Below are 13,329 nucleotides of genomic sequence, written 5' to 3' on the forward strand. Positions count from 1 at the left end.
ATGAATATAAAACAAAAAATAAGTATTATAGGTATTGCTCTGGTTATTGGGATACAAGTAATGGCGCAAGATACTTTCCAGACAGGAGCTCAGGATAATACCCGAATTGCAACTATCGAAAACAAGTTGCAATTACTTAATGTAGATATTCCGGGACTTACCGAAAAAGTGAATGTGAATATCTCTAACACCTCGTTGCTTAATTTTTTACGAGCGGTATCCCAGGTGCATAAGATTAATATTAATCTGGCTAATGATCTTAATAACATTACGGTGGTTAACGGATTTAATGATGTTACTGTCCAGGATTTGTTAGTGTTTTTGGCAAAAGAATATAATCTTGATATTGAATTTACAGGAAATATACTATCAGTAAAACTCTATAATGCTCCGGTGGCAGCACCCGTAGAAAAAGAAATTGTAGTACAATATGATGTGCTGGCGTCTACGTTATCTACCGATTTAAGTAACGATCCTTTGCCAAAGGTGTTTAGAAAAATAACCGAGGCTTCGGGGAAGAATTTACTATTTACACCAGAGTTAAGTAATAAGAACCTAAACTTGTTTATCAGCAATGTATCTTTTGATATTGCAATGAAGAAATTGGCCGAAGCCAATAATATGGATTTTAATAAAACCAAAGATGGGTTTTATGAATTCGATGCTTTTCCGCAGCCTGGAAGCTCTGGCACCGGATCAAGAAGATCTCGCTCTAGGCGCCCCAATTTTTCGTATAAAGTACTAGATACTGTGGCGAGAATGGTTTCGGTAGATCTAAACAATACACCAGTAGCCGATGTGATTTATACCTTAACCGAAGACTTGAAGTTGGATATTTTTACTGCTTCACCTTTAGAGAATGCAGGAAAAGTCACCGTAAAAACCGAATCTATTTCTTTTGATAATCTATTGGTTAAAATTTTTGAAAGCAATATTACGGCTAATCGCGCTCCTGTATCGAATCAAAATGTTGGTAATAATGTAAACGGACAGCAGAATCCTCAAAGTAATGCAGCATCTTCATCTGGAGCATTTACCTTTAAACGAGAAGGTAATGTATATTACTTTGGTACAGAGGATCAGTTGGCATTAAAAAAGATCGAACTGGTACAAATGATGCATCGATCTATTGCGATGTTAGGAGATGCCAATCCGTCTACTTCTTACGGGAACAGTTTTGGAAATAATAATTTTACCACGGGAGGAACAAATTTCTTTGGCGGAGGCGCAAATCAAGGATTTAATCAGGGACTAAACCAAGGCGGAATCAATAATAGGAATCAACGAGGATCATCTATTAGAAATAGTGGTAGCTCTAATTCTAGTGGTAGTAACGGACAGGGAGGCTCTATTTCAGATGTTTTTCCTGCTTCAATTACTGAAGGCCTGGATGTAAAAATAGATACAGAACTTAATAGTTTCGTAGTTAGTGGTCCTGGTACTCGGGTAGAAAAATTTAAAAACTTTGTCAAATATATAGATAAACCGGTTCCGTTAATATTGATTGAAGTGATGATTCTAGAGGTTAATCGTTCTGCTACCGTTGAAACAGGAGTAGAGTTTGGGTTAGGTAAAGAGCCTGTTACGACCGAAGGAAGAGTGTTTCCTAATACGAGTATCACTCTTGGTGCCGAAACCGTAAATAGAGTGATTGGTGGGTTTGATGGTTTTGGATCATTAAACTTAGGTAATGTTGTCCCTAATTTTTATATGGATATCAAAGCCATGGAAACTAATGGTAATGTAAAAATATTATCAACACCTAAGTTAAGTACACTTAATGGGCATAAAGCATATTTGTCGAGTGGACAAACCACCTATTATGCAGTAACCAGCCAGAATATCTTTGGTTCGCAAAACCCGCAAACCTCAGAAGTAGTAAATTATCTGCCGATTGATGCAGAACTTGCATTAGAGTTTAAACCTTTTGTGTCGGGTGATGGCCAGATTACGTTGGATATACAAGTGATTCAGTCTAATTTTAGTGGAGAACGTATTGCCGAAGATGCACCGCCAGATATTAACAGTCGTAGATTTTCTTCAATTATGAGAATGAGAGCGAATGATGTGGCCATCCTGGGTGGGATAGAACAGAAAGTGAAGAATGATTCTGGATCCGGAGTTCCTCTTTTATCACGCATCCCTATTATCAAATGGTTGTTTAGTAAAAGAGTAAGAGAAGATTCTAAGAAAAAATTGAATGTTATTATAAAACCAACTGTATTTTATTAATGCTGGAATCGCTAACTTCATATCTACCTTTTAAAAAAACGGTATTCACTCTTGAGCATACTAAACAAGAGAGCGAATCTGTTATTTTTGGCCTTGAACTGGTTCAGAAGAAAGGAGAACTGGATATAGATCAAACCTTTACTGTTAACCATCCTGATGAGTTAGGAGAAGTGGTTAAAACAGGTAAATCGGTATGCCTTGTGATTACCGATGACCAGATTTTATCCAAAGAAGTATCAAATACAAATACAGACGTAGAGATTCTTGCAGAAGCTTTTCCGAACCTGAATCTCAATGATTTTTATTATCAGATACTTCGTACTACAGATAGGTCCTTTATCTCGGTATGTAGAACACAATATGTAGAGTCATTAATCCAAGAATACCAAAAGGCAGGCATCAAAATTACTGGCGTTCATTTAGGAGGATTAAAGATGGCCGCTTTATCAGTATATGCAGAAGGAAATACATTACATAGTAATACGACTGAAGTACGTTTTGCAAACAACGAAGTGACTTCGATAACAAAGAATAATAAGACTTCTGTTGAGCAGTACACTATTGAAGGACTTAATTTTTCGTCAACACATACGTTGCCTTTGGCAATAGCATTAGATGAATTTTTAAGTACAGATGTAATTTCTGGAAATATAGCATCCAAGAATCAGGAATTGAAGAAGAACTATAAAGAATCTCTTTTCTTTAAAAATGTTCTTCAGATTGGTGTTGGATTCCTTTTAATAGCGTTGCTAATTAACTTTTTTGTTTTTAATGCCAAATATAAAAGCTGGCAAGGTCTTCAGGAGGAGTTACAAGTGTTTACAACACAGCAAGAACAAATTAAAAGCAAACAGGCTGATGTAAACACAAAAGAAGCTCTAGTACAAAGTATACTAACGACCGGGTTCTCTAAAAGCTCGTATTATATCGATCAGATTATACAAGCACTGCCTAGTACAGTAGTATTAACCTCTTTTGCATATCAACCTTTAGAAAAACCTATCCGTAAGGATAAAACCATTGATCTTAGGGCAAATGTTGTTTCTGTAACTGGAAAATCTATTGATAAAGAAGAGTTTACGAATTGGTTACGAAGAGTAGAAGGATTATCATTTGTAGAAACAGTGACGATAGTACAATATGGATTGGATAAAAGAAACACATCTGATTTCGAAGTAATGCTTACAATCAAATCAAATGGAACAACGAACTAAAAACATACTGCTGGTTGCAGGTCTTTTATGTGTGCTTTTTATAGCATATCACTATAGTTTTGCCAAAACATTTGCTATAAGTGATGAGCTTGATATACTAGAAAATCAAAAAGAACAATACCAGGCTGCACCTATTCAATTAGCAGCACTATCAAAAAAAGAACAGCAGTTAGATATAATTTTAGCAAAGAATAATGTTGAAGGAAGTTCATTACAGCATAACCTGCTAAAAACATTGAATACATTATCAGATACAACCAATGTAAAAGTTATTGCTTTTGAAGAGCCTCACCAATTTGTAGATGAAGTGTCTAAAAAAGGAACAACGACCTATGATTTCAGGTTACAAGGAGATTACAAAGCATTGATAGGGGTTATCTATACGTTAGAACAGCAGTATAGTTTTGGTAATATTGTTCAGGTAGATTTTGAAAAAAAGAAAAATTTTAGAACGGGAGCAAGATATTTACAATGTAGAGTTTTGTTGCAACGATTGAATTAATATAAATAGAATACAAGATATTATGAAGTATAAAGTATACGGTATAGCACTACTATTAGCATTGGGTTGTATAGGATGCCATAGTATTAAAGTCAATACGACTAGCATGCATACCTCTACCACAAATCCTTTTGCCTTAGGGATTATAGGTTCACAAAAAAATGATGTGCTTAGCTCAGATTTTAAAGTATCTGCACTACCAGTGTATAAGCAAAAAATAAGGGTAGGAGTAGCGGCTGTAGATTTTACAACCACAACTTTTGAAGCATACCAAAAAGTATCTAAAGAAAACAAACAAGGGATCGCCTATGTAGATTCCCTAGATAACAAACCAAGGTTTGTAACATTAGAATTATTGGATCGCGTAGCGGCCATAACCGAGTTACAAAAGGGCTACAATGCACAAACAATATCTTATCTAAAAGGTCAAAAAAGGGCGACCATAGTTACTTCGGTATCTTTGGCATTACCTAAAGCCGTTATACAGGAAATTACTGGTGCAGAAGTTGTGTTTCTAAATACCGGAGGATATAAACAATATCAATTATCATTGGTAAATGCAGGGAGGACATATAAAACAATCAATTTTGGTGAAGCTACAGTTTTTGGATATGAACTCTCTTTTTTCTGCTGGAGTGAGAATGATAGAAAGCAAATAACACTATCAAATATCATAGATGAAAAATCATCTTGCTCGAAGAACGCTTACCGAGATGCTCAAAAGGCTATGGAGAAAATGAATTATTTTAAATTATAATGATGAAGAAATTATCTATATATACGGCTATACTATTGGTATCTTTTTTTACACTGTTTAGTTGTGAAGAAGTACTTCTTGAAGAAGATTTAACCGATAAGACGATTGCACTTATAGCTCCCGCAGATAGTACTATAGTACGAAATACATCAATAACATTTAGCTGGGAACCAGTATTACTGGCTACCAATTATCAACTGCAGGTAGCTCAACCAGATTTTGAAAATGCGTCTCAGGTGGTATTAGACACTACTGTGACAACGACTAGTTTTACCACTAGTTTGTTAAAAAATCAGTATCAATGGAGAGTAAGAGCTCAGAATTCAGGTTCTTCTACGCCGTATACTTTTGCGAGATTTAGTGTTTTAGAAAGCGAAGACTTCTCCTCTAGTGAAGTAATATTAATATCTCCACAAGATAATGAAATCACCAATTCTGGAACTATAGAGTTACAATGGCAATCTATAACTGATGCCACTGTGTATCGTGTGCAACTATTGGATGCAACCAATCAGGTTATTGAAGAAGAAACTACCACCACAACTTCTATTTCGTTTGTCTTCCCAGAAGGGGTTACCAAATGGCAGGTGCGTGCAGAAAATAATACGCAAAGTACGTTATTTACAACCAGAACATTAACAATTGATAGCAATGCACCTAATAAGCCAGTAGCCACTGCACCAGCTAGTGATGCTACACTAAATGATACAGCTGTATCATTTAGCTGGACCAGAGAAGCCGTTGCAGGAACAACAGAGATCGATAGTATTTATGTATACAAAGATGTTGCACTTACAGAATTAGTAACCAAAGATCAGGTAACCTCGCCAACAGAGATTACTCTAGAGGCTAGTACTACCTATTATTGGTTCCTAAAAGCATTTGATCAAGCAGGTAATGAGAGTGATCCTAGTGATGTATCTCGTTTTTCAATAAACTAAGTAAATATGCTAAAGGGAAAAAAAGCATTATATGTCTTATTACCAGTAGTTGCGTTTATTTGGGGTGCAATTATTTTTCAGGTGATAGGAGCGTTTTCAGATGAAGATCCCGAGATTACTAAAGCAGCAGAAGTTAATGTGGCTCCTGTTGAGGTAAAAGAACGAGATAAGTTTAGCATTGGCGCAATAGAAAGAGATCCGTTTTTGGGCACCGCTTATAAACCTAAAAAGAAAGTAATTGTTTCTAAACCAAAAATAAAAAAACCACCTTTGGTATGGCCTTCTATTACGTATAAAGGCGTAGTGTCTGGACAAGGTAATGCAAATGCTATCTACTTAATTCAAATTGATGGAGCCGACCAGCTTATGAAAGCCAGACAAACTATTTCTGAAGTAACACTGGTGAAAGGTAAGTCAAGTTCAGTACGAATGAAATATAAAGGTAAGATCAAAGATTTTAAAATTGTTAATTGAAAGTTTTTTCAAAAATAAAAGCGCAAGCCATGCAATTTGCCATACTGATCTCGGTGTTGGTGGCGTTACTATTAGGTGCTTTTTTATTGCTTACCCATGTACAATCCTTTTTTAAAATCAAATCGCAAGAACTAATACAAGCTTTTGAACAATCAAATACATTAATATTTGATACACTAGAGAAGACTACTGTAGTTAGTGATACGATTGTTTCTGAGGTAGGGCCTAAAGTCATTAAACATGCTACCAGTTATCACGGGACATGGCTAAAGACATATGCCGGTGTGATTACACATAATCGTAAAGCCGAAAGAATAGCATTTACGGGATCAAAACGAACCGATAAAACTCCTAATTTATATCTGGTTAATACTAATTCTCCATTAGTAGTTGTTGGTAATACACGCTTAGAAGGGAATAGTTATTTGCCTAAACAAGGAGTAAAGGCTGGTAATATTTCGGGTACATATTATCAAGGTAATAATCTATACTATGGTAGAGCTATCGAAAGTGCAGAATCATTACCCAAATTAGAACAAGGGTGGATAGACTATTTGAAAAGCGTAACTAGCGGTTCTTCTATTGATAAAGGTATTTCTATTACATTAGAGAAAGAGATCAAAAATTCATTCCATAAATCTGTTCAACTTCTATATGATAGCGATCCCATCTTTTTGGAAAATGAAAAAATAGCGGGTAATATTATAATCCAATCACAAACTAAAATTGTTGTAGGAACAAGGGCACAATTACAAGATGTTGTATTAATTGCACCCAGAATTATAATACAAGATGGGGTAAAAGGGAATTTCCAAAGTATTGCAACTAAAACTATTGAAATAGGAAAAGGATGTTACTTATCGTATCCATCAGCAGCAGTACTTTTAGATCAAAATGTACTTCATACTACTACTCAAAACAATCAATTGCAAAATGCTAAACCTGATTTTAATATAGGCTCGGGTACCATAATTGAAGGAGCAATAGTGTATTTAAAGAATAAAAAATCTCCTGATAATCGTATTAAAACACATGTAATGATAGCTCCTAAGACAGAAATCGTGGGAGAGGTATATTGCGAAGGGAATGTTGATTTTCAAGGCACCATTCGTGGTTCTATGTATACACGGCAGTGTATTGCAAGACAATCGGGATCGGTATATTTAAATCATATTTATAACGGTAAAGTATTGATTAATCCTGTTAAAGATTATGCTGGCTTACCTTTCAGGAATTCAAAAAATAGTATAGCAAAATGGTTGTACTAAAAAAAATACAAGCAGCCACTCTAATAGAGGTGCTTACGGCTTCCGTATTAATCATTATCGTATTTATGATTGCGAGTTTAAGCTTTAATAATGTGTTTGCCAATCAAATAAAAAGGGATCAAAGTGCAATAGAGAATAGAGTTAAAGAATTAGAGTACCTTTCGATTCATCGTACTATAAAATTACCTTATGCCGAAGATTTCGAAGGTTGGGAGATTATGATTACTAGTGAAGGAAATAAAGCAGTTCTTTTGTACAGTAAAGAAGGTGTTGAACTTGAAAAAAAGTTGAGGATACATGAGTAAAATTGCTCGAAAAATAAAAGCATTTACCCTTACCGAAATCATGGTGGTTATAGTAATTTCTACTATCGTGGCGGGTCTTGCGTTTACGGTATTAGGGATTGTACAAAGTAATATGCGTAGCATTGGGAGCAATTATGATCACAAAACACAAATACAATCTCTAGAAACGGCATTGACTATTGATTTTAATACATTTCAGGTAGCTACTTGGGATTCAAGAGAAAATATAATAAAGGTGTCTTCTCCGATAGGAGAAAGAATATATCGATTCTATACAGATAGTATTGTGACAAATATAGAGACGTACTCTTTAAAAGTAAAAGATAAGGTGTTTTATTTTGAAGGAAAATCGGTACATTCAGGAACTATTGATGCTATAAAATTGACCTTTGATAAAACCAAAGCATCTCAGCATTTGTTTGTATTTAAATATAATGATCCAACCATACACTTTTAAAGCATGGGAATAAAGATTTCAAACACTAAAAAGCAGCCTCAAAGGGATAACTCTTTTGATGTCTCTGAGATATTAACTAAAGAGATTACGGTATTCGGAAGTGCTTTTTCTGCTAAAAAGAAAGAGCAATGGTATGCAGAGCTTAATGTGCTTCTAAAATCGGGTATTGATCTTAGAAGTGGATTAGAATTATTGGCCGAAACTCAAAAAAAAGAAAAGGATCAAAAACTAATGACATCTATGCTGTCGCAATTGGTTGATGGTAGTTCATTTTCTGAAATACTCAAGAAAGATCCTAATTTTACAGATTATGAGTATTATGCGATAAAGATAGGAGAGCAAACAGGGCAATTAGCACAAATTACCATAGAGCTTAGTGAATTTTATAAACGTAAAAACGAACTACGAAGAGAGATTGTATCATCGCTAACCTACCCCATAATTGTAATGTGTACTGCATTGATAGTTATCATTTTTATGTTAAAATATGTGGTACCAATGTTTGTTGATATTTTTAAACAAAATAATGTAGAACTTCCCGGCATTACAAAGGGAATTATTAGCTTTTCAGATTTTATGAGTAATCATGGTTGGTTACTTTTGATTGCATTGATCATTGGAGTTGTTGGGGTTATTTTTGTTTCGAAAAAACAATGGTATCGTAAAATTATGGGTAATCTTCAACTAAAGCTTCCTATTTTGGGTAATTACTTCAGAAGGATCTATATGGCGCAATTTACACAAGCTATTTCATTGTTAACTTCAGCAAAAGTCCCAATGGTAGAGAGTATAGATCTGGTAAAAAATATGATAAATTTTTATCCGCTACAGGAGGGGTTGCACCAAGCAAAGCGTTCTATCTTATCAGGAGGCACATTAAGCACTGCTTTTGATGAGAGCCCTATTTTTGATAAAAAAATGATTGCTATGGTTCGTGTAGCCGAAGAAACCAATCAAACAGAATTTATTTTCCAGAAGTTAAATGAACAATATAATCAACAGGTAAAGCATCAATCCCAAGTGATCTCTAATGTGCTTAATCCTTTATTAACCATATTTGTGGGCATTATTGTGGGTGTTATTTTGATCGCAATGTACCTGCCAATGTTTAGATTGAGTAGTGTTATAGGGTAGAAAATAGAAAAACTTGTTATTGTTTTATAAAAAACTATATTTGCGACTTCGTTATAATTGCATTTATCATAACGAGACGTAAACATTTTTAAAACGGAGGGAATGAATAATGACCTCCGTTTTATATTTTAAGCCTCTGTTTACTTAATTACATAGATTAATCTACCATCCATATGGTCGGCTGTACGCCCGTAGGCAATTAATGATGCGCCTATCGTCCATCGATTTGCAATACGATACCAAAATGAATATCGCTGGTACATCCAATTTTCCTGGATATTTTCTGGTCGGGTTATATATATCCCAAATTGCTGTAAGAAATAAAAATTGCCTACCGAGAAATGATGACCTGCAGTAAATGCTGAAGAAAAAGCAGAATCATTTATGAACCGTTGTTGTGCTATTTTTTCATCAGACCAATCATACCAAAGCTCTACACCAAGATTAAATCCATTAATACCCGAAAGAGGTTTTAGAGCACCTCCCATAATACCAATTAAAGGATGATTGGTAGATTCTGCTTCCCGATCAGCAGATCTTAGACTAGCAAATGATCCAAGGTAATATCCCCATGAGCGGCTATATTGTTTTAATTCGTTAGGTTTTGGGCGCAGTTTAGTATGGTCTATAATTCGATCTACACCAATAGACAAGGTCGGAAAATTCATCCCTTTATTTGGTTGTTTCTGCCCTCCGTTAGAAATATGATTATAGTTGGCAGAGAGGTTAATGGTGTATTTATCATTGATGTGGTAGTTAAGGTTAAGGGATAATGCCAGATAAAAACTGAAGTGCGTACTAAAGAGTAAATTATCCGGATTAGATTCTTCGTCAAAAATAGTATCCAGATAGGTAGCACCAATAGAACCTCTAAGAGAAAACTTTAATGGACCTTGATACGTAAAATAAGGTTCTACAAAGTAAATGAGGTTGTAAGAACTACCAAGCACTCGATTTGCATAATTGAAATAAGTGAAAGCAAACCCAGTCCTACCATAGCAAAAACAGGTTTTCCAAGCTTTATCACTTGTTCGTAACTTGCTTATTTCTAATTGAAGTCCATAAGGGTTGGTTTGTGAAATTGGTTTTAAATCTGGTGTATGAGCTATGATAAAACCATAATGAGATTTCACACTATAAAATCTTGGATTGACCTGTGCATTTATAGTATATGATAAACCAATTATTAAAAATATAGCAATTTTTGACATCCATATAAAGTTACGGTACTCTACACGATATTCGAAATTAAGTTGCTTTTAGTTTAATTTTTGTACTATACAAGTACTATTTTTTTTTCTTTGCTCTTTTTGTATTCGTTGGTAATACTTCTTCAGGAAAAGGGAAGAGTATAGTAGAATTCTTTTCGGCTGCAATATTAGATAAGGTTTGGTAAAGTCGTAATTTTATAGCAGACGGAGATTGGTCGATAAGCTTACCTGCTTCTAATAGTTTACCGGCAGCTTGTTCTTCTGCCAAGGCAAGAATAATTCTCGCTCTACGCGATCGCTCGGCTTCAGCTTGATTAGCCATCATTCTTTTCATATTCTCGGGTAGTTGGATATCCTTAATTTTTACATCAATAATTTCAATCCCCCATTCTTTAGTTTCTAATTCAACAATATTTTTGATATTCTTTCCCATTTCTTCTCTTTTAGATAAAATAATATCTAATTCAACCTTACCACAAACATCTCTCAAAGCGGCTTGTGATAATTGTGAAATGGCAAACTTATATTCTTCTACTTCTAATACTGCCTTTTCTGGATTGTTGATTCTAAAAAAGACAACCCCGTCTATGCTACAAGGAACATTATCTTCAGTCATAACCTCCTGAGATAGAATGTTAATTGTAATAACTCTAATATCAACAATTTGTATAGTTTCGACTATCGGAATAATCCATCTAAAACCAGGATTTAGTGTTTTTATGTATTTTCCGAATCTGAATTTTAAAGCTCTTTTGTATTCAAATACAATTCGTATACCTGCTAAAAAGAATACTCCAATGAGAACGCCAATCAATACTTGCGGATTCATAATTAATGTAATTAAAATGTTTATGCGTTAAGATCTATTTAAACTTGATCTTATCATAGCATAATAAGTATAAAGATCAATAAAGAGATAGCTCAATTTTTATCAAAATGATAACATTAAAAAGAAGAAGGGGAGCTTCTATTCTTGTTATTGAAGATCCTACTAAAGTTACGAAAATTAGAAGTGATAACAAAAGAAGTATTAAAATGAAATGAAAAGCTTAACAATATGACTATTGCATATAGGTAGTGCGGGATACAAGAGGATAATGTATCTGAAATTACTTTTTTAATTGAAAAAAAATCAAAGAGACCTGAAAATGTGTAGTTATTATTGATTTAGCATACTTCCACTGTTGTCGATTGTGAACCAATTACCTTTTTTCACAATTTAATTTTTTTGTCCTCTCGTTTTCGACTGGCCCATGTGCTAAATGAGAGTCAAAATAACATCGACATTTTCAGATCTTTTGATCTATTATGCAGCAAGTTCATTCTTACTTGCCGACTGATTGCCTATTACCAGTGCTCCCCACTTTAAACTGGTATCAAATTGAATTGAAATAGGACTTTGATTTCTAAGGGTGTTTAGGATAGTTTGCAATCCTGGTTCATGTAAATATATATTCAAAATTCCGTTACTGTGCTGAGTGTTTTGAGGTAATACATTACCATCTTTGATAATACCTAAGTATCCAAGGTATTTTGATTTTTTTCCATACAAATGTACGTAGCCTGTTTGGTAGCCACCTCCTTGAGCATAATCACTAACGATTAAAATATTGTACGTAGCTATTTGGTATGTAATAACCATTATTATTGGTTTTTATGGTTGTTGTTTGGTTGTTTACTTTTGGTGTATTGTTAGTATCAAATGTAAAGCATACTATGTTGCCATAAAAGAGGGAAAACACGCAATTTTTCAAGGGGGTATTTCCCCTTTTTAATGTGTAATTTGTAGTTTTAGAAGTTAAAAACCAGGTATAGCTAATGAATGGCAAGACACCTGGCATTGTATATTAAACCTAGAAAATGATAGAGAATTTAGTTATAAAGTTTTGGAAAAATAAAACCCTAATCCACTATCATCACTATACTGCGGAGCAAAAGCAATTCCATTCATTTTTTTAAACGGATTCCAAGCTATTAGATGATCAAGTTGGTATACTAGCTTTGTTGCCAATATTCCTATTCCTGCACCAACAAGAACATCAGAAAGGTAATGCATATTATTTGCCAATCGCAGACTGGCCGTAGTCACTGCAAATGCATACCCGCTATACGCCAAAATAGGACTAGTATTTTTGAATTCTTCAAATAAAACGGACGCTGTAGTAAAGGCTGTAGTGGTGTGACCAGATGGGAATGAGTTAGCATGATCAGAGCCACCAGGCCTATATTTATGAACTTCTTTCTTTAAAAGTGTTGATACTCCATTACTTATTATAGATGATAGTATAAGATTTTTGGTTTGATCAAACCAATGATTTTTTGATGGTACTCCTAAAATATCTGCTGCATACATCTCAACCACGGGTGCATATCTTGTATAATCATCAATTCCAGAATAAAAATCATTACCTACTGCATTTCTAATGTTTTTTTGAAGAGATTTTTCAAAATTACTTGTTGATAGCAGAATTCCGGCAGTAATTAAGGTTACCGGGATAATTCTTTTGGTTAATGAACTTTTTTCGGGTTTAAATTCTTTTGTTTCAAATTTGATGAATTGACGATTAGTATCTGGAGCCTCGGTATATTGGGCCTTAACGGTATTGAAATGAAAACATATCAATACCAGACAGAGTAGTATTCTCATAGCACTTATATTTTGGGGTTATAGTAGTTTGGGGCTACTAATTATGAAATATAACGTGTAATTATTAAAATATTGTTAAAATTTCATGTTTTGTTAATAAATAATTAACAATTGTTATGAAAAACCGAAATTCAAGAGATTTTACATTATCTCTTAAAGGTTTTTCCGTAGTTTTTCTTAATAAAAT

Annotated in this window: 14 protein-coding genes; 10 read left to right on the plus strand and 4 right to left on the minus strand. The window is 34.2% G+C overall.

The genetic code is table 11. From position 1 onward, the window contains the following. The 10 genes from ABW637_RS12025 to ABW637_RS12070 are packed head-to-tail and all read left to right on the plus strand — an operon-like array spanning position 1 to position 9,284. Positions 1–2,232, plus strand: coding sequence for a type II secretion system protein GspD (locus ABW637_RS12025; protein ID WP_367584942.1), 2,232 nt, complete (start codon positions 1–3; stop codon positions 2,230–2,232). Continuing rightward, positions 2,232–3,446, plus strand: a complete 1,215-nt coding sequence (locus ABW637_RS12030) for a PilN family protein (RefSeq protein WP_367584943.1) — start codon at positions 2,232–2,234, stop codon at positions 3,444–3,446. Before ABW637_RS12025 ends, ABW637_RS12030 begins: the two co-directional genes overlap by 1 nt. Further along, positions 3,430–3,948: a hypothetical protein gene (locus tag ABW637_RS12035; RefSeq protein ID WP_367584944.1), complete on the plus strand. Its 519-nt coding sequence runs from the start codon at positions 3,430–3,432 to the stop codon at positions 3,946–3,948. Before ABW637_RS12030 ends, ABW637_RS12035 begins: the two co-directional genes overlap by 17 nt. Positions 3,949–3,970: 22 nt before the next feature. Next, positions 3,971–4,705, plus strand: a complete 735-nt coding sequence (locus ABW637_RS12040) for a hypothetical protein (RefSeq protein WP_367584945.1) — start codon at positions 3,971–3,973, stop codon at positions 4,703–4,705. Between the two features lie 2 nt (positions 4,706–4,707). Beyond that, positions 4,708–5,646 (plus strand): hypothetical protein, encoded by a 939-nt coding sequence (locus tag ABW637_RS12045; protein WP_367584946.1) that lies wholly within the window; start codon positions 4,708–4,710, stop codon positions 5,644–5,646. Between the two features lie 6 nt (positions 5,647–5,652). Beyond that, the gene (locus ABW637_RS12050; RefSeq protein ID WP_367584947.1) at positions 5,653–6,120 is read left to right on the plus strand and encodes a hypothetical protein; all 468 of its coding nucleotides are present in this window, start codon (positions 5,653–5,655) and stop codon (positions 6,118–6,120) included. After that, on the plus strand, positions 6,117–7,388 hold the full coding sequence (locus ABW637_RS12055) for a hypothetical protein (RefSeq protein WP_367584948.1): 1,272 nt from the start codon (positions 6,117–6,119) through the stop codon (positions 7,386–7,388). Before ABW637_RS12050 ends, ABW637_RS12055 begins: the two co-directional genes overlap by 4 nt. Further along, positions 7,376–7,693 (plus strand): hypothetical protein, encoded by a 318-nt coding sequence (locus ABW637_RS12060; RefSeq protein ID WP_367584949.1) that lies wholly within the window; start codon positions 7,376–7,378, stop codon positions 7,691–7,693. The genes ABW637_RS12055 and ABW637_RS12060 overlap by 13 nt, the downstream gene beginning before the upstream one ends. Continuing rightward, on the plus strand, positions 7,686–8,150 hold the full coding sequence (locus tag ABW637_RS12065; protein WP_367584950.1) for a PulJ/GspJ family protein: 465 nt from the start codon (positions 7,686–7,688) through the stop codon (positions 8,148–8,150). Before ABW637_RS12060 ends, ABW637_RS12065 begins: the two co-directional genes overlap by 8 nt. Positions 8,151–8,153: 3 nt before the next feature. After that, positions 8,154–9,284: a type II secretion system F family protein gene (locus ABW637_RS12070; protein WP_367584951.1), complete on the plus strand. Its 1,131-nt coding sequence runs from the start codon at positions 8,154–8,156 to the stop codon at positions 9,282–9,284. Between the two features lie 140 nt (positions 9,285–9,424). Here the strand turns inward: ABW637_RS12070 and ABW637_RS12075 are convergent, their stop codons facing one another. From ABW637_RS12075 to ABW637_RS12090, 4 genes are all read right to left on the minus strand, one after another. After that, the gene (locus ABW637_RS12075) at positions 9,425–10,495 is read right to left on the minus strand and encodes an acyloxyacyl hydrolase (RefSeq protein ID WP_367584952.1); all 1,071 of its coding nucleotides are present in this window, start codon (positions 10,493–10,495) and stop codon (positions 9,425–9,427) included. Between the two features lie 76 nt (positions 10,496–10,571). Further along, entirely contained in the window at positions 10,572–11,324 is a 753-nt protein-coding gene (locus ABW637_RS12080; protein WP_367584953.1) for a slipin family protein, read from the minus strand. A gap of 477 nt (positions 11,325–11,801) precedes the next feature. Next, complete coding sequence (locus tag ABW637_RS12085) at positions 11,802–12,137, minus strand: hypothetical protein (protein WP_367584954.1); 336 nt, start codon at positions 12,135–12,137, stop codon at positions 11,802–11,804. Positions 12,138–12,371: 234 nt separating this feature from the next. Beyond that, a complete protein-coding gene (locus ABW637_RS12090) occupies positions 12,372–13,142 on the minus strand; it encodes a phosphatase PAP2 family protein (protein WP_367584955.1) in 771 nt (256 codons plus the stop codon). Positions 13,143–13,329: the final 187 nt, after the last annotated feature.

This window comes from Aquimarina penaris (assembly GCF_040786285.1).
Lineage (GTDB): Bacteria > Bacteroidota > Bacteroidia > Flavobacteriales > Flavobacteriaceae > Aquimarina.

What these genes read in the sequence shown, in the direction of transcription:
- ABW637_RS12025 (WP_367584942.1), top strand. Translation starts at nt 1, where the DNA reads ATGAATATAAAACAAAAAATAAGTATTATAGGTATTGCTCTGGTTATT.
- ABW637_RS12030 (WP_367584943.1), top strand. Translation starts at nt 2,232, where the DNA reads ATGCTGGAATCGCTAACTTCATATCTACCTTTTAAAAAAACGGTATTC.
- ABW637_RS12035 (WP_367584944.1), top strand. Translation starts at nt 3,430, where the DNA reads ATGGAACAACGAACTAAAAACATACTGCTGGTTGCAGGTCTTTTATGT.
- ABW637_RS12040 (WP_367584945.1), top strand. Translation starts at nt 3,971, where the DNA reads ATGAAGTATAAAGTATACGGTATAGCACTACTATTAGCATTGGGTTGT.
- ABW637_RS12045 (WP_367584946.1), top strand. Translation starts at nt 4,708, where the DNA reads ATGAAGAAATTATCTATATATACGGCTATACTATTGGTATCTTTTTTT.
- ABW637_RS12050 (WP_367584947.1), top strand. Translation starts at nt 5,653, where the DNA reads ATGCTAAAGGGAAAAAAAGCATTATATGTCTTATTACCAGTAGTTGCG.
- ABW637_RS12060 (WP_367584949.1), top strand. Translation starts at nt 7,376, where the DNA reads ATGGTTGTACTAAAAAAAATACAAGCAGCCACTCTAATAGAGGTGCTT.
- ABW637_RS12065 (WP_367584950.1), top strand. Translation starts at nt 7,686, where the DNA reads ATGAGTAAAATTGCTCGAAAAATAAAAGCATTTACCCTTACCGAAATC.
- ABW637_RS12070 (WP_367584951.1), top strand. Translation starts at nt 8,154, where the DNA reads ATGGGAATAAAGATTTCAAACACTAAAAAGCAGCCTCAAAGGGATAAC.
- ABW637_RS12075 (WP_367584952.1), bottom strand. Translation starts at nt 10,495, where the DNA reads ATGTCAAAAATTGCTATATTTTTAATAATTGGTTTATCATATACTATA.
- ABW637_RS12080 (WP_367584953.1), bottom strand. Translation starts at nt 11,324, where the DNA reads ATGAATCCGCAAGTATTGATTGGCGTTCTCATTGGAGTATTCTTTTTA.
- ABW637_RS12085 (WP_367584954.1), bottom strand. Translation starts at nt 12,137, where the DNA reads ATGGTTATTACATACCAAATAGCTACGTACAATATTTTAATCGTTAGT.
- ABW637_RS12090 (WP_367584955.1), bottom strand. Translation starts at nt 13,142, where the DNA reads ATGAGAATACTACTCTGTCTGGTATTGATATGTTTTCATTTCAATACC.